Raw genomic sequence first — 16,020 nt, forward strand, 5'->3', positions numbered from 1 at the left:
GAACAAAGGAGTAGCGAAGATGGCGTTTGGCAAGAACGGCAAAGACGGCAAAGAGCACAAGACCGGCACCAGCAAGAACACCAAGGGCAAGCACGAGACCGGTCAGTCCCGCAACAAGGCCGATCAGGAGCGCAACCCCAACCCGAACACGCGCGCCGGCCGCAACATCATCGCTGCCAAGAAGAATGAGGGCAAAGGCAAGGGCAAATGAGCCTGACCTTCTACTGAAACCGCCGGGGTCGACTGACCCCGGCGTTTCCGTTCGACCGTTCCCACGGCCCTGCTCAGCGCGGCTTTGGCCCCTCTCGGGGCTTCCCCTGGGGCGACCTGTCCTGACGCGGTTTGCCCTGGCGCGCTCGACCGCCACCGCCACTGCTCCCCGCACCGCTACCGCCGGAGCGGCCGGAGCGAGCTGGCTTGCCACCGGATTGTTTGGGAGCAGGCGCTGCCAGCGCGGTTTTCACCGCGGCCAAGGCGTCGTGGGAGTTGCGGACCATCGTGACGCCGGTGAGTTTCGGGAGTGCCGAGCGTTGGCGGCGGGTGTGGGTGCGGATGCGTTCGATCACCCGGTCGCGGACCTCGTCCAGCTCGGCCGCACCGAGGTTCTCCACCGCTTTCCCGCGTTCCAGCGCCACATCGAACCACTCGGTGTAGCCATGCGTGTGGACGACCTGGTTCGGCGACTTCTGACCAAGACTGCGGTACTGCGCCAGTACGTCGTACCGCTCGTCGAGCCCCAGCACCTCATCTCGGAGCCCACGCTGGACCTGCGCGTCGTACGTCCCCGCCACCCGGCGATCGATCTCCGCGGCGGGCCTGTCGACGCCGAGCACCACCTGCCGCGCGGCCACCGACGTGTCGGTCCGCTCAGGATCGTTGCCCATGGCATGCGCCAGGGCGTTCACGATCGCGTCGTAGTTGTTCTCGTGGATCCGGCCGGCCGCCGACTTGTCCAGCCGGGTCAGGACGGCGTACGCGTCCTCGGCCATGCTGCGCGGGAAGTCCCGCCGGATCGCGTTCCGCGCTTCGGCGACCGCGTCGACCTCCCAGCCCTCCAACAGCGAGCGGACGTACACGCTCGTACCGCCGACGATCACCGGTACGCCGCCGGAAGCCCAGCACTCGTCCATGTGCTTGCGGGCCTCGGCGACGAACGTCTCCAGCTCCAGCTTCCGCACCGGCTCGGTGACGTCGAGCATCGTGTGCGGGACGCCGCGCATCTCCTCCGGCGTCGTCTTGCTGGTCCCGATGTCCATGTACCGGTAGACCTGGCGCGAGTCGGCCGAGACCACCATCGGCTCCAGGCCGAGCTCGTCCCGGAGCTGCAAACAGAGGTCGACCGACACTTTGGTCTTTCCTGCCGAGGTCGGTCCGTAGACAGCGACCAGCAGGCGAGGCACGGCGTCGGGCATGTTTCAACCCTACAGCGCGAACTCGGGTCCTCCGGCCGAGTTCAGCTCACCGTGCGCGGAGCAGCGCGCCGTCCATCCCATCGGGTGAACCTGGACGATCATCCGCCGCCGGCACTGGTCGCAGTACCGGGGCGGTTCCAGGGTGAGCGCTTGCCGGCAGGTGTCGTGCCTGCCTTCGGTGGTGTCGCGGCCGCAGTGGCCGCAGTATAGGACTGTGGCCATCACGTCAGAGCGTCTTCTGGAGCTCTTTGACCGGCATCTTGAGCTCGGCCAGCAGGTCGAGGTCCGCGGTCGCCGGGCGGCCCAGCGTGGTCAGGTAGTTGCCGACGATCACCGCGTTGATGCCACCGAGCAGGCCCTCGCGGGTGCCGAGGTCGCCCAGGGTCAGCTCACGGCCACCCGCGTACCGCAGTACGGTCCGGGGCATCGCCAGCCGGAACGCGGCGATCGTGCGCAGCGCATCCTTGCCGGCCATGATCTCCATGTCGCCGAACGGCGTGCCCGGCCGCGGGTTGAGGAAGTTCAGCGGTACTTCGTGCGGCTCGAGCTCGGCCAGTTGCGCGGCCAGCTCGGCGCGCTGCTCCAGCGACTCCCCCATCCCGACCAGGCCGCCGCAGCACAGCTCCATGCCGGACTCGCGGACCATCAGGCAGGTCTCCCAGCGCTCCTCGAAGGAGTGCGTGGTGACCACATCGCCGAAGTACGAGCGGGCCGACTCCAGGTTGTGGTTGTAGCGGTGCACTCCCATCGCCTTGAGCTCGTCCACCTGCTCCTGGGTGAGCATGCCGAGCGAGCAGGCGATGTTGATGTCGACCTCGGCCCGGATCGCCTCGATGCCGGCCTTCACCTGCGCCATCAGCCGGGCGTCCGGGCCGCGGACGGCGGCGACGATGCAGAACTCGGTCGCGCCGGTCTGCGCGGTCTCCTTGGCGGCCTCGACCAGCTCGGGGATGTTCAGCCAGACCGCGCGCACCGGCGAGGTGAACTGGCCGGACTGGGAGCAGAAGTGACAGTCCTCGGGGCAGCCGCCGGTCTTCAGCGAGATGATGCCCTCGACCTCGACCTCCTCGCCGCACCACTTCACCCGCACCTCGTGCGCCAGCGCGAGCAACTGGTCCAGCACGTCGTCGGGCGATCGCAGTACCTCGACCAGCTGCTCCTGGTCGAGGCCGATCCCTCGCTCCAGAACCTGCTCACGCGCCACATCGAGGATGTCGTTCATGGTTCTCCTGCCTCATCGAACGGTCGGCCCACAGTAAGCCAGTGCGGGCACTTGTCTCTGCGAGGGGCGTCACGTGGAACACCTCGGCCGCAACTGGCTCAGCCAAAGTTCCTCAAAAACTTTTCTGGAACTTCGTAACCCCTCTCTGGTGGCCTCGTTGATGTGTGCAGAGGCGGTGATCGCAAGAACACAGCTTCTCGATGACGGGCAGCGACTGAAAGGTCGCATATTACGATCAGCACGCAGAGTGATTACGGTCACCGCGAAGGGGTCGAAATAGCCCGAATCGGTAGTAGAGTGAGGAACACGAACTCGGGTCGCCAGCTCTGGCTGGCGATCCGATCCCAAAGCGCCGGGCGCCTCACCCCGGCTTGAGTAGGCCCCTCGGGAAACGATTTGGGCGGAAACGTTCTCGAGGGGCCTGCTCCCTTTTCTGGCACTCACCGAAACTCCTCAGACGCAAAGTCTGAGGAGTTTTCACTTTCCCACGAAGACCATTCAGTCCCTCGACCCCCAAAGGTCACGGGACTTTATTGTCATAGCGTCACAGTTTTGTCACAGGCTGTTTCGGCTGCGTGATCCCGACAATCGGCAACCGCAGCGCACCGGGCGCATCCGCCGGCACCACCGGCTTCACCGGAGTGACCGCCGCCACCTTCCGGTACTCCGATCCGAGCGGCGGCCGCGCGTCCTCCTCGCCTTTGTTCGGCCAGAACGACAATGCGCGCTCGGCCTGCGCGGTGATCGTCAGCGAGGGATTGACACCCAGGTTGGCCGAGATCGTCGAGCCGTCCACGATGTGCAGCCCGTCGTACCCGTAGACCCGGTGGTACGGATCGACCACGCCGGTCGCGGGTGAGTCGCCGATCGCGCAGCCGCCGATGAAGTGCGCGGTCATCGGCACGTTGAACGGCTCGCCGATGGTGCCACCCGGCGTCCCGCCCATGATCTTGGCCATCCGCCGGACCACGTCGTTGGCGACCGGGATCCAGGACGGGTTCGGGGCGCCGTGGCCCTGTTTCGAGGTGAGCCGCCAGCGGCCGAACCGGTCCCGCTTGCCGTAGGTGGTGATCGAGTTGTCCTCGGTCTGCATCACCAGCGCGATCACGGTCCGCTCCGACCAGTGCTTCAGGTCGTAGAGCCGGCGCAGGTTCTTCCGCTGCACCCCCATCTCGCGCAGCCAGGTCCGCCAGCGCGGTTTGGTGCCGCCGCCGTCGGTCAGCACGGTCTGCAGCAGCGACATCGCGTTGCTGCCCCGGCCGTACCGGACCGGCTCGATGTGGGTGATCTCGTCCGGATGGAACGACGAGGTGATCGCCACGCCCTTGCTGTAGTCGACGGTCCGGTCCCTGGCGATTGCCCCCAGCAACGATTCGGAGTTGGTCCGGGTCAGCACGCCGAGCCGGTCCGACAGGTGCGGCAGCTTGCCCTCGTCGCGCAGCCGGTGCAGGAGTTTCGCCGTACCGAGCGCCGAGGCGGCGAAGATCACCTGACCGGCGGTGAACCTGCGGGTCACCTTCCGGTTCGAGGTCCGCCGGGTCTCGATCGCGTACCCGCCACCGGGCAGCCGCTCGACCGACGTCACCGTGGTCATCGGGTACACCTCGGCGCCGGCCTTCTCGGCCAGGTACAGGTAGTTCTTGGTCAACGTGTTCTTCGCGTTGTGCCGGCAGCCGGTCATGCACTCGCCACAGTCGATACACCCGGTACGCCGGGGTCCGGCGCCGCCGAAGAACGGGTCGTCCACCTCGACGCCGGGCTCGCCGAAGAACACTCCGACCGGCGTCGGGTGGAAGGTGTCCCCCACCCCCATGTCGTCGGCGACCTGCTTCATCACCTTGTCGGCCGGGGTGAACCCGGGGTAGGTGGTGACGCCGAGCATCCGCTTCGCCTGGTCGTAGTACGGGGCGAGCTCGCTCTTCCAGTCGGTGATGTGGGCCCACTGCTTGTCGGTGTAGAACGCGGGCAGCGGTTCGTACAGGGTGTTCGCGTAGACGAGGCTGCCGCCGCCGACTCCGGCGCCGGACAAGATGATGACGTCGCGCAGCGCGCTGATCCGCTGGACCCCGTACCAGCCCAGTCTCGGCGCGAACAGGAACCGGCTCTTGTCCCAGGAGTTCTTCGCGAACCCCTGGTCCTCGAACCGCGCCCCGGCCTCCAGGACCCCGACGTCGTATCCCTTCTCCACCAGACGCAGCGCACTGACACTGCCCCCGAACCCGGAGCCGATGACGATGACGTCGTGATCAAACGTCATGCGCGTCCCAGCTTCTTGAGCACACGCAGCGCGCCTGTCATCAGTTCGGCGTACGCCTCGTCCTTCAGGCCGTGCGAGGCCGCGATCGGGAGCAGCCGCTGGGTCGCGATCGCCTGCGGGTCGACGTACCGGCGGATGCCTTCGACGCCCTGGCGGCGACCGAGCCCGGACGAGCGCATGCCGCCCATCGGGGTGTCGATCGAGCCGAAGGTCGCGGCGTAGCCCTCGTTGACGTTGACCGTGCCGGCCACCAGCTGCGCCGCGATCGCGCGACCGCGCCGGCCGTCCTTGGTCCACACGCTCGCGTTCAGCCCGTACTCGCCCTCGTTGGCGCGCTGGATGGCCTCGGACTCGTCGGAGAACCGGTAGACCGACACGACCGGCCCGAACGTCTCGTTGTCGAAGCACTCCATCTCGGGCGTCACCCCGGACAGCACGGTCGGCTCGTAGAAGAGCGGCCCGATGTCCGGCCGGGCCTTACCACCGGCCAGTACTACGGCCCCGCGCTCGCGGGCGTTCTCGACGTGCCGGCTGACCGTTTCCAGCTGGGCCTTGGAGATCAGCGAGCCCATGTCGACGTCCCAGCCGGTGCCGGCCGACAGCTTGAGGCGCTTCACCCGGTCGAGGAACGCGGTGATGAACGCGTCGTAGATCTGGTCGGCGATGTAGAGCCGCTCCATCGAGACACACAGCTGGCCGGCGCTGTTGAAGCACGCCCGGACGGCGCCCTCGGCAGCGCGGTGCACGTCGGCGTCGCGGAGTACGAGCATCGGGTTCTTGCCGCCGAGCTCCAGGCTGCAGCCGATCAGGCGCTCGCCGGCCTGCTTGGCGACCAGCTTGCCGGTCTTGGTCGAGCCGGTGAAGCAGATGTAGTCGGTGTTCTGGATGATCGCGCCGCCGACGGTCGGGCCGTCGCCGTTCACCAGCTGCCAGGCGTCGCGCGGCAGGCCCGCCTCGTACAGCAGCTCGACCGCGCGCAGTGCGCTCAACGGGGTCTGGCTGTCGGGTTTGTGGACGACCGTGTTGCCCGCCATGATCGCGGGCAGGCCGTCGGACACCGCCATGCTGAGCGGGTAGTTCCAGGGCGAGATGATGCCGACGACACCCTTCGGCACGAACCGCTGCTCGGCGCGGGTGAGGATCGGGAACATGCCCAGTTTGCGCTGTGGGGCGAGCAGCTCGGCGCCCTTGCGGCCGTAGTACCGGGCGGTGAGCGCGACGTGCGCGACCTCTTCGAAGGCCTGCTTGCGGGCCTTGCCGGACTCGACGATCACCAGGTCGACGAGTTCGTGGCGGTGGTCCAGGACCAGGTCGTGGTAGCGCAGCAGGATGGCAGCGCGGTCGGCCATCGAGGTGTCGCGCCAGCTCCGCTGCGTCCTGCGCGCGGTGCGGACGGCGGCGACCACATCGTCCGGACTGGACAGTGGCAGCTCAGCAACCGGTTGCCCGGTCGCCGGCGCGTAGGAGGTGCGGCTGCCCGCCGTGGCGCGCAGCAGACCCGCCAGCCGGCGAATGACCGACTGGTCGGTCGCGTACGACGCGGTCGGGTCGAGCTCGGGGTCGGCAGGGATCGAAGTCTGCTCGCTCATCTGTCCAGGCTACCTGTGGGTAACAGGTTGTGTCAGTACGAGGGACTGGCTGGCAGTTCCCTGCAGTCGCGAGCAGGTGCTCGGTGCGGTAGCTCGGCGTGCTGGAGCGAAGGCAGCGATGCGGCGCATCGTGGCCTTTGCTCCAGTGCGGCGAGGTGCCGTGCCGAGTGCCGCGCAGCACGCAGGGAACTGCCAGCCAGTCCCTGGATGTCGTGGTGACGAAAGGGCACAACATGGAGGGTGTTGGCGCTAGGGTGAACGACTGAACCTGTGAAGGGGTGGAACGTAAAGATGGTGGACAGCGGGGGGTTGTGGACTCCCCCTGAGGACGAGCTCGGCGAGGCACTGCAGACAGCCCAGGTGCTGATCGAGGAAGGCCGCGCCGACGAGGCCGGGCCGTACCAGCAACGCGTCATCGAACTGGCCAGGGAGCGCGCCGGGGATCGCCCGGACCACTACGAGGCCAAGCACCTGATGGCGGCGACGCAGTACGAGCTGGCCGGCTCCCTGAACGCCTCCGGCCGTCACGAGGAAGCGCTTGCCGCGCTGCACGAGGCCCAACTCGGCTACACCGAGCTGAGCGACGCCGAGGTCCTGGACTGCACTTCGTTCCTGGCCGACGTGCGGGCCCGGCGCGCGATGACGCAGGCGCATCGCGGGTACGGCGCGACCGCGGTCCTCGAGATGGACGGCGCGGTGATCGCGTACGGCCAGCTGGTCGGTGGCGACGACGGCATCCTGCACCAGCCCGACTTCGCCCGGGTGCTCGCGATGAACGCGCTCATCCTCCGCCGGTACGGCGATCCCGCGCTGGCCGTCGCGTCCGCCGACGCGGCCATCCAGTTGTTCCTGCAACTGGCCGACCAGATCAATGCGAGCTCGCAGTCCTTGTCCTACGCGCGCTATCTCTGCTCCGCGGCCGCCGTCTCGGCCGACATCCACGCCGCCGACGGCCGGCTGGACCTCGCGCTCGAGGCCGACGAGATCGGGCTGAACACCGCCGACACCCTGGCCGACTCCGAATCGGCGACCGACCTGCGCACGCTGGTGTCCGCATTGACCCGCAAGGGCAAGCACCTCAGCATCGCCGGCCGGGTCCTGGAAGGCGAGAACTGCCTGCGGACGGCGTACGCGACCGATCCCGCGACCGCGGCGCTCGTCACCGAAGAGCTCGACCGTGGCATCCCACCGTCGCTGACCACCGCACTGGAGTCGGCCGAGATCAAGCTCGGGCCGTACGAGCAGTACTACCGGCTGGTCGCACTGAGCGAGCCGGCGCCGGGGATGACACTGGCGACGGTGTCCGGCCGGACCGACCCGGAGTCGGCCGCCGTACGGGCCACCGAGCTGGCTGAGCTGGTCCGCCCGATGCTCGCGCACGACGCCGAGACCGCGCTGACGCTGGGGCTCGAGGCGCACTACTTGTTCGCGATCTCGTCCGAGCGCGAGTCGCACCGGATGCGGTACGAGACGAGCACCTACGCGCCGGTCTGGGCCCGGGTGCTGCTCGACATCTCCGGCGCCTACCACGCGAGCGGGCAGACCGAGATGGCGCTCGACCTGGCCGGCTGGAGTGCCGAGGTGGCGACCGCCCTGATCCCGTTCACGATGACGGATGAGGAGATGAAGAGCCTGGCCGGTGCTTGCCTGCGGCACCACGGCGACCTGCTCGCCGCGAAGGGTGACTTCACCGCCTCCCAGCACGCCCACGAGGCGGCCGCCCAGCTGTAGCCCTCAGGAGTCTTGGCGGTTGTCGGCTCGGAGGGCGCCGACGAAGAGGCCGGCTTCGACTTCGGTCATGCCGGTCTCGCTGACCACCAGCGCGGTGGCCTGGTGCAGCTCGCCGGCTGCCTTCAGCGCGCGGGTGCGCTCGGCCAGGTTGGTGCCCGGGCGCCGTAGTACGGGGGTGTCACCGACCGGTGGGACGTAGCGGCCGAGCCGGATGTCCTCGACCAGGTCGCGTGCGTGCTTGAGCTCGATCCCGGTCCGGTCCATCACGTACTTGACCGCGAAAACGGTCTTCTTGGTGGTCAGCAGAAAACGGATCTGGTCCACGTCGTCAGAGGTGAGCTGCTCCCGCGCCCCGGCGAGCGCGACATTGTCAGCTTCGGTACGACGCTTGAACCATCCCATGCGCCAATCCTCGCAGACTCAGCCGACGACGACCTCGACGCGCTGGAACTCCTTGAGTTCGGTGTAACCGGTGGTGGCCATCGCGCGCTTGAGAGCGCCGACCAGATTCATCGTGCCGTCCGGGACGAAGGACGGGCCGAACATGATCTGCTCCATCGTGCCGCTGACGCCGACCTCGACCCGCTCACCGCGGGGCAGGTCCGCGTGCCAGGCCTCGGCACCCCAGTGGAAGCCGCCGCCCGGAGCATCGCTCGCGCGGGCCAGCGGCGAGCCGACCATCACCGCGTCGGCGCCACAGGCGATCGCCTTGGCCAGGTCACCGGACCGGCCGACCGAACCGTCGGCGATGACGTGCACGTAGCGGCCACCGGACTCGTCCATGTAGTCCCGCCGGGCCGCGGCGACGTCCGCCACCGCGCTGGCCATCGGCACGGCCACCCCGAGTACTTTGCGGGTCGTGTGCGCGGCACCGCCACCAAACCCGACCAGTACTCCGGCCGCTCCCGTCCGCATCAGGTGCAGCGCGGCCTGATGCGTCGCGCACCCACCGACGATGACCGGGACGTCGAGGTCGTAGATGAACTGCTTGAGGTTGAGCGGCTCGGCCTGACCCGACACGTGCTCGGCCGACACCGTCGTACCGCGGATGACGAACAGGTCGACACCCGCGTCCACGACGTGCTTGGCGAACTGCTTGGTCCGCTGCGGCGACAGTGCGCCGGCCACGGTGACGCCGGAGTCCCGGATCTCCTGCACCCGCTGGGAAATCAGCTCGGGCTTGATCGGCGCCGAGTAGATCTCCTGCAGCCGGGTGGTGGCCTGCTCCTTGCTGATGCTGGTGATCTCTTCCAGCAACGAGGACGGGTCGTCGTACCGGGTCCAGAGGCCTTCGAGGTTGAGGACGCCGAGACCGCCGGCCCTGCCGATCGCGATCGCGCTGGCCGGTGACATCACCGAGTCCATCGGCGCGGCCAGGATCGGCAACTCGAACCGGTAGGCGTCGATCTGCCAGGCCACCGAGACCTCCTCGGGGTCCCGGGTCCGGCGCGACGGCACGATCGCGATGTCGTCGAACGCGTACGCCTGCCGGCCCCGCTTGGCGCGGCCGATCTCGATCTCGGTCATGGGGTCAGCCTACCGAGCCGGGCACCGACCCCCGTCCGGCGGCCCAACCAGCGGCCCGGCAAGCGAACAGAAAGGACCTAGAAAGCGCTCTCCGGTTGGCTGATGTCCAACCTGAGGGAGGGAAACCGATGACGAACCCGAGCCGGCGCGTGGCGATGACCACCCTGTAGAACACGCTGGTCAGCGACCCGAGTAGTTCGGCGCTTCCACGGTCATCTGGATGTCGTGCGGGTGCGACTCCTGCAGGCCGGCCGAGGTGATCCGGACGAAGCGGCCCTTGTCCTGCAGCTCGGGCACGGTGCGCGAACCGCAGTACCACATCGACTGGCGCAGGCCGCCGATCAGCTGGTGCGCAACGGCGGACAGCGGGCCACGGTACGGGACCTGACCCTCGACGCCCTCGGCGATCAGCTTCTCGTCGCTGCCGACATCGCTCTGGAAGTAGCGGTCCTTGGAGTACGACTTGCGCAGGCCGCCGGACTGCATCGCGCCGAGCGAGCCCATCCCGCGGTACGCCTTGAACTGCTTGCCGTTGATGAAGACCAGATCGCCGGGCGACTCCTCGCAACCGGCCAGCAGGGAGCCGAGCATGACGGTGTCAGCACCGGCCACGAGCGCCTTGGCGATGTCACCGGAGTACTGCAGGCCGCCGTCGCCGATCACCGGGATGCCGGCCGGCTTGCACGCCAGGGACGCCTCGTAGATCGCGGTGACCTGCGGTACGCCGACGCCGGACACGACCCGCGTCGTACAGATCGAGCCGGGACCCACGCCGACCTTGACGCCGTCGGCGCCCGCGTCGACCAGGGCCTGCGCACCGGCCCGGGTGCCCACGTTGCCGCCGACGACGTCGACGCCACGGGTGGCCGGGTCGGCCTTGAGCTTGCGGATGATCTCCAGCTGGGCCTGCGAGTGACCGTGCGCGGTGTCGACCACCAGCAGGTCGACACCGGCCTCGACCAGCGTCATCGCCCGCTTGTACGCCTCACCGAAGAAGCCGATCGCGCCGCCGACCCGCAGCCGGCCGGTCTCGTCCTTGGTGGACAGCGGGAACTGGTCGCGCTTGACGAAGTCCTTCAGCGTGATCAGGCCGGTCAGCTTGCCGTCGGCATCGACCAGCGGGAGCTTCTCCACCTTGTGCTTGCTGAGCAGCGCCATCGCGTCGTCCGCGGAGATGCCCTGCTTGCCGGTGATCAGCGGCTGCTTGGTCATCACCTCGTGCACCGGGCGGTCCTGGCTGGTCTCGAACCGCATGTCGCGGTTCGTCACGATGCCGACCAGCACACCGGCCTGGTCCACCACCGGCACCCCGGAGATCCGGTACTGCGCGCAGAGCGCGTCGGCCTCGCCGATACTCGCGTCCGGGCCGATCGTGATCGGCTGGGCGATCATGCCCGACTCGGACCGCTTGACCAGGTCGACCTGCTGGGCCTGGTCCTCGATCGACAGGTTGCGGTGCAGGACGCCGAGGCCACCCTGGCGCGCCATCGCGATCGCCATCCGGGCCTCGGTGACGGTGTCCATCGCGCTGGACAGCAGCGGGATGTTGACCTCGATGTTGCGGCTGACCCGGGACTTCGTGTCGGCCTCCGACGGGATCACGTCGGACTCGTTGGGCTGCAGCAGGACGTCGTCGAAGGTCAGGCCGAGGACGGCGAACTTGTCGGGAACTCCGGAGGGTGTGATGTCCATGAGGAAGGCAGGCACCTTTGCACGGCGAGAACGGGACCCCATCCTATGCCGCCGGCCCCCCGCCTCCCGAATCGGTCCCGTCCGGGAGGCTGGTCAGGAACCGCTGAGCAGTGTGCTCAGCGGTCGCTCTGCGTGGTTCAGCGGTCGCTCATCGGCGTGTTGAGCACACCGAGGATCTGCCGGATCGTGACCGGCGCCATCGAACCGTGGGCCCGCGCGATCGCGGCGTGCTGCCCCTCGGCGTACCGGCCGCTGGAGTGCTTGCCCTTGGCGTAGCGCGCCTTCGCCCAGCCCAGCTCGGGCTTGCCGTTGGAGTGCTTGCCGACCGACCTGACGCTCTTCCCGACGTACTGCGGCAGGCGGCGCGGCGGGGCCTCGACCGTCGTGCTGCTCGCGACCGGGAGCGACGGCAGCAGGGTCGCGACGATCTCCGTGACCGGCTCGACCGGGTTGTCCGGCGTGGCCGGCTTGTCAGCGTCACCAGAGGTGTCGCCACCGGGTGCGGTCTGGTCGCCACCGGTGTTCGTGTCACCCGTGCCGTTGTCGCCCGTACCGGTGTCACCTGTGCCCGTGTCGCCTGTGCCGGTGTCACCCGTACCGGTGTCACCCGTGTTGGTGTCGCCGCCGGTGTTGGTGTCGCCGCCGGTGCTGGGCACCGTCGTCGGCGGGGTGACCGGAACGCTCGGCTCGGTGGTGGGGTTGTCGGTCGAGCCGTTGTCGCCCGTCGAGCCGTTGTTCCCCGTTTGGCCGTTGCCCGTCTGACCGTTGCCGTTGTCGGTCGAGCCGTTGTCGCCGGTCGAACCGTTGGTCCCGCCCGGCGTCGTCGGGGTCGTGGCGGGATCGGTCGGCGTGGTGGCCGGGTCGGTCGGCGTCGTGGTCGGCGGATCCGTCGGAGTACTGGTCGGCGGGTCCGTCGGCTGCGGGTCGACCGGTGTGGTCGGGTCGTCGGTCGGCTCGGGCTCGGGCTCGGCCGGTGTGGTCAGCGGGTCCGTCGGCTCCGGCTGCTCGGGCGCGATCGGCTCGGCCGGCTTCTCGGCGGGTTGCTCGGGCTCGGGCTGCGTCTCCACCGCGGGCAGGTTCGAGATCGGCGTCTCGATCTGCAACTGCTGCTCGGTCTGCGGGATCGGCCGGGCCAGCGGCGGCTTCGGCGCGACGATGGCCTGGGCCGGCTCGTCGGCCAGCCCCTGCTCCTCGTACTTGGCCTTCTCCTTGTCCTTGGCCTTCTGCTCGAAGTCCTTGGCGACCTTGACGATCTTCGTCTTGTCGAACACCGGCATGCCGTCGAGCTGTTCCTTCGGAACGCTCGTCTCGGACCGGAGGCCGTCGACGACCTTCTCGATCACCTTCTCGTACGGCGACAGCGGGTCACCCGTGACGGCCGCGGCCACCCCGGACACCGACAGCGCGGCCACCGCGGCGACGCCGAGCGCCAGGCTCCGCGCGGCCATCTTGCGAGCGAACGGGTCCATCACCGGAGTCAGCGCGGCACAGCGTGCCAGGAAGCTCTCCGGATCGTCGATCGTCTCCACCGGGAGCTCGTCCTCGACCTCCACCGCGAGCCGCAGACCGGCCAGCAGTTTCAGGGCCGGGTCGTGCTCGCCCGCCTCCCAGGCGGACTCCCCACCGGCTGCGAGCAGATCGAGCAGCGCGTCGTCGGCTTCTATCGCGTCGAGATCAAAACGGTCAGCCATGTCGCTCCTCCCCTGCCCGTCGTTCCGACTGTGCTTCATGCCCCACAAACCCCCTGAGCGTGTTCAACGCCCGATGCTGTGCGACCCTCACCGCCCCCGGTGTCATCCCCAGTGCCCGGCCGGTCTCCTCGGCTGACAACCCCGCTACCACCCGGAGCCGCAGGATCTCCCGCAGTTTCTCCGGCAACCTGTCCAGCAACCCCACGATGTGCTGGACCTCTGAGTGTCTGACCGCGTGCTCCTCCGGCGTCGGCGACTCGTCCGCACCGTCCGGAAGATCCGGCGTCGACACGTCGGCCACCGCGAACGCCCGCTGGGCGTCGGCGACCTTGCGCGCCGCGATCCCGTACACGAAAGCCTCGAACGGCCGGCCCTCGTCCCGGTACCGGCCCAGCGCCCCGAACACCGCCACGCAGACTTCCTGAGCGACGTCATCGACCATGTCGGCGCCGCCGGGGTAGGTCCACAGCCTCGACCGCACGTACCGGTGGGCCACCGCCCGGACCCGGGTGAGCAGATCGTTCAGAGCGTTCCGGTCACCTGCGCCGGCCAGAGCGGCGAGATCACGCAGCTCCACGCGATCATGGGTGTGCGGCACCTGGACCTCAGTCACCCCTGCCCCCCTCGTTCACAGTCAGCCTGCAAGAGAATACGGCGGCCAAACCCCTTTGCATAGTGGCAATAGGTGATCCCCGACCTTTTTCCACTACAACCAGTGATCACCCCCGGCCCCACGACGCGGAACTGCCCGGCAGACGCGTCTGCCGGGCAGTTCGGTGGTGCGTAGTACGAAGAATCAGTGGCCGTGGCCGTGGCCGTGACCGGCTGCGGCGGGCTCTTCTTCTTCGGGCTTGTCGACGATCAGCGTCTCCGTGGTGAGGAGCAGAGCGGCGATGGAGCCGGCGTTGGCGAGCGCGGAACGCGTCACCTTGACCGGGTCCAGGACACCCTGGGCGAGCAGGTCGCCGTACTCACCGGTGGCGGCGTTGAAGCCGCTGCCGACCTCGAGCTCCGCGACCTTGGCGGTCACGACGTAACCCTCGTAGCCACCGTTCTCGGCGATCCAGCGCAACGGCTCGACGATCGCCTTGCGGACGATCCGGACACCGGCGAGCTCGTCGCCCTCCAGGTCCAGGCCGTTGTCGAGCACCGCGGCGGCGTGGACGAGAGCCGAGCCGCCACCGGCGACGATGCCCTCTTCGATCGCCGCACGGGTCGCGGACACCGCGTCCTCGATCCGGTGCTTCTTCTCCTTCAGCTCGACCTCGGTGGCCGCGCCGACCTTGATCACGCAGACGCCACCGGCCAGCTTGGCCAGCCGCTCCTGCAGCTTCTCGCGGTCCCAGTCGGAGTCGGTGCGCTCGATCTCGGCCTTGATCTGGTTGACCCGGGCCTCGATCTCGTCGGTCTTGCCGGCCCCCTCGACAACGGTGGTGTTGTCCTTGGTGACGACGATCCGGCGGGCGGTGCCGAGCACCTCGAGACCGACCTGGTCCAGCTTGAGGCCGACCTCGGGAGCGATCACCTGGGCGCCGGTGAGGGCCGCCAGGTCCTCCAGCATCGCCTTGCGGCGGTCACCGAAGCCCGGCGCCTTGACGGCGACGGAGGTGAAGTTGCCGCGGATCTTGTTCACGACCAGCGTCGACAGCGCCTCGCCCTCGACGTCCTCGGCGATGATCAGCAGCGTCTTGCCGGACTGCACGACCTTCTCCAGCAGCGGCAGCAGGTCCGCGACAGCGGAGATCTTGCCCTGGTTGATCAGGATGTACGGGTCGTCCAGCACCGCTTCGCCGGCCTCGGCGTCGGTGATGAAGTAGGGCGAGATGTAGCCCTTGTCGAACTGCATGCCCTCGGTGAAGTCCAGCTCGGTGCCGAAGGTGTTCGACTCCTCGACGGTGATGACGCCGTCCTTGCCGACCTTGTCGAACGCCTCGGCGATCAGCGAACCGATCTCGGCGTCACGGGCGGAGATGGTGGCGACGTGGGCCATGTCGCCCTTGTCGTCGACCGGGCGGGCGGTCTCGACCAGCTTGGCCGACACGGCCTCGACGGCCGCCTCGATGCCCTTCTTCAGGCCCATCGGGTTGACCCCGGCGGCGACGGCCCGCAGGCCCTCGTGCACCAGTGCCTGCGCCAGCACGGTCGCGGTGGTCGTACCGTCACCGGCGATGTCGTTGGTCTTGGTGGCAACCTCCTTGCACAGCTGCGCACCGAGGTTCTCGAACGGGTCGTCCAGCTCGACCTCACGGGCGACGGTGACACCGTCGTTGGTGATGGTCGGCGCGCCCCACTTCTTGTCCAGCACGACGTAGCGGCCCTTCGGCCCCAGCGTCACCTTCACCGTGTTCGCGAGCTTGTCGACGCCGCGCTCCAGCGCGCGCCGCGCGTTCTCGTCGAACTCGAGGATCTTCGGCATAAAAACAAGTCCCTCTCTGAGTTTCAACAATGGTGTTCGCGGTCCCGGACCGACTCCGCCCCGGCGCCGGCGTGCGGCACCGGAGCGGTGTCAGTCAGGAACAGCGAACGAAGAGCGCACTCTAGGCCCGGAGCCGGGGAGCACGCTCCGACGTCACTTGGTGACGACTGCGAGGATGTCGCGGGCGCCCAGGATCAGGTAGTCCTGGCCGTCGTACTTGACCTCGGTGCCGCCGTACTTGGAGTAGATGACCTTGTCGCCGACGCTGACGTCCAGCGGGACGCGGTTGCCGTTGTCGTCGATGCGGCCGGGGCCGACGGCGAGGATCTCGCCCTCCTGCGGCTTCTCCTTGGCGGTGTCCGGGATCACCAGGCCGGACTTCGTGGTCTGCTCGGCTTCGAGCGGCGCAACGAGGATACGGTCCTCGAGCGGCTTGATCGTGACCGACACTTGCTGACCTCCACGGTCGAGTTCTTTGTGTGT

Annotated in this window: 14 protein-coding genes; 2 read left to right on the top strand and 12 right to left on the bottom strand. The window is 68.5% G+C overall.

Translation table 11 applies throughout. The features are described 5' to 3' along the window. The first annotated feature begins 19 nt into the window (after positions 1–19). Entirely contained in the window at positions 20–211 is a 192-nt protein-coding gene (locus tag ACQPYM_RS35870; protein ID WP_433009772.1) for a hypothetical protein, read from the top strand. 73 nt (positions 212–284) lie between these two features. On the opposite strand, the gene ACQPYM_RS35875 is transcribed toward ACQPYM_RS35870, so the two are convergent. The 5 genes from ACQPYM_RS35875 to ACQPYM_RS35895 all read right to left on the bottom strand — a co-directional run bounded on the left by ACQPYM_RS35875 (position 285) and on the right by ACQPYM_RS35895 (position 6,480). Further along, entirely contained in the window at positions 285–1,412 is a 1,128-nt protein-coding gene (locus ACQPYM_RS35875) for a tRNA (adenosine(37)-N6)-dimethylallyltransferase (protein WP_433009775.1), read from the bottom strand. Between the two features lie 9 nt (positions 1,413–1,421). After that, entirely contained in the window at positions 1,422–1,634 is a 213-nt protein-coding gene (locus ACQPYM_RS35880) for a hypothetical protein (RefSeq protein WP_433009778.1), read from the bottom strand. Positions 1,635–1,638: 4 nt separating this feature from the next. Beyond that, entirely contained in the window at positions 1,639–2,634 is a 996-nt protein-coding gene (gene bioB, locus ACQPYM_RS35885) for a biotin synthase BioB (RefSeq protein ID WP_433009780.1), read from the bottom strand. 544 nt (positions 2,635–3,178) lie between these two features. Then, positions 3,179–4,891 (bottom strand): GMC oxidoreductase, encoded by a 1,713-nt coding sequence (locus ACQPYM_RS35890; protein ID WP_433009783.1) that lies wholly within the window; start codon positions 4,889–4,891, stop codon positions 3,179–3,181. Next, positions 4,888–6,480 (bottom strand): succinic semialdehyde dehydrogenase, encoded by a 1,593-nt coding sequence (locus ACQPYM_RS35895; protein ID WP_433009786.1) that lies wholly within the window; start codon positions 6,478–6,480, stop codon positions 4,888–4,890. Before ACQPYM_RS35895 ends, ACQPYM_RS35890 begins: the two co-directional genes overlap by 4 nt. A gap of 291 nt (positions 6,481–6,771) precedes the next feature. On the opposite strand from ACQPYM_RS35895, the gene ACQPYM_RS35900 reads away from it, so the two are divergent. Continuing rightward, entirely contained in the window at positions 6,772–8,211 is a 1,440-nt protein-coding gene (locus ACQPYM_RS35900; RefSeq protein WP_433009788.1) for a hypothetical protein, read from the top strand. Positions 8,212–8,214: 3 nt separating this feature from the next. On the opposite strand, the gene ACQPYM_RS35905 is transcribed toward ACQPYM_RS35900, so the two are convergent. The 7 genes from ACQPYM_RS35905 to groES form a co-directional block, all read right to left on the bottom strand. Continuing rightward, positions 8,215–8,613: a hypothetical protein gene (locus tag ACQPYM_RS35905; protein ID WP_433009791.1), complete on the bottom strand. Its 399-nt coding sequence runs from the start codon at positions 8,611–8,613 to the stop codon at positions 8,215–8,217. 18 nt (positions 8,614–8,631) lie between these two features. After that, positions 8,632–9,738: a GuaB3 family IMP dehydrogenase-related protein gene (locus ACQPYM_RS35910; RefSeq protein WP_433009794.1), complete on the bottom strand. Its 1,107-nt coding sequence runs from the start codon at positions 9,736–9,738 to the stop codon at positions 8,632–8,634. Between the two features lie 180 nt (positions 9,739–9,918). Further along, complete coding sequence (gene guaB, locus ACQPYM_RS35915) at positions 9,919–11,430, bottom strand: IMP dehydrogenase (protein WP_433009796.1); 1,512 nt, start codon at positions 11,428–11,430, stop codon at positions 9,919–9,921. A 137-nt stretch (positions 11,431–11,567) separates the two neighbouring features. Further along, positions 11,568–13,121, bottom strand: coding sequence for a hypothetical protein (locus ACQPYM_RS35920; protein WP_433009799.1), 1,554 nt, complete (start codon positions 13,119–13,121; stop codon positions 11,568–11,570). Further along, the gene (shbA, locus tag ACQPYM_RS35925; protein WP_433009801.1) at positions 13,114–13,734 is read right to left on the bottom strand and encodes an RNA polymerase sigma factor ShbA; all 621 of its coding nucleotides are present in this window, start codon (positions 13,732–13,734) and stop codon (positions 13,114–13,116) included. The genes ACQPYM_RS35920 and shbA overlap by 8 nt, the downstream gene beginning before the upstream one ends. Before the next feature lie 183 nt (positions 13,735–13,917). Continuing rightward, entirely contained in the window at positions 13,918–15,537 is a 1,620-nt protein-coding gene (groL, locus tag ACQPYM_RS35930) for a chaperonin GroEL (protein ID WP_360277658.1), read from the bottom strand. Positions 15,538–15,690: 153 nt separating this feature from the next. Beyond that, complete coding sequence (gene groES, locus ACQPYM_RS35935; RefSeq protein WP_328329211.1) at positions 15,691–15,987, bottom strand: co-chaperone GroES; 297 nt, start codon at positions 15,985–15,987, stop codon at positions 15,691–15,693. Positions 15,988–16,020 lie beyond the last annotated feature (33 nt).

Source organism: Kribbella sp. CA-294648 (genome assembly GCF_050943845.1).
In the GTDB taxonomy this organism is placed as follows: Bacteria; Actinomycetota; Actinomycetes; order Propionibacteriales; family Kribbellaceae; genus Kribbella.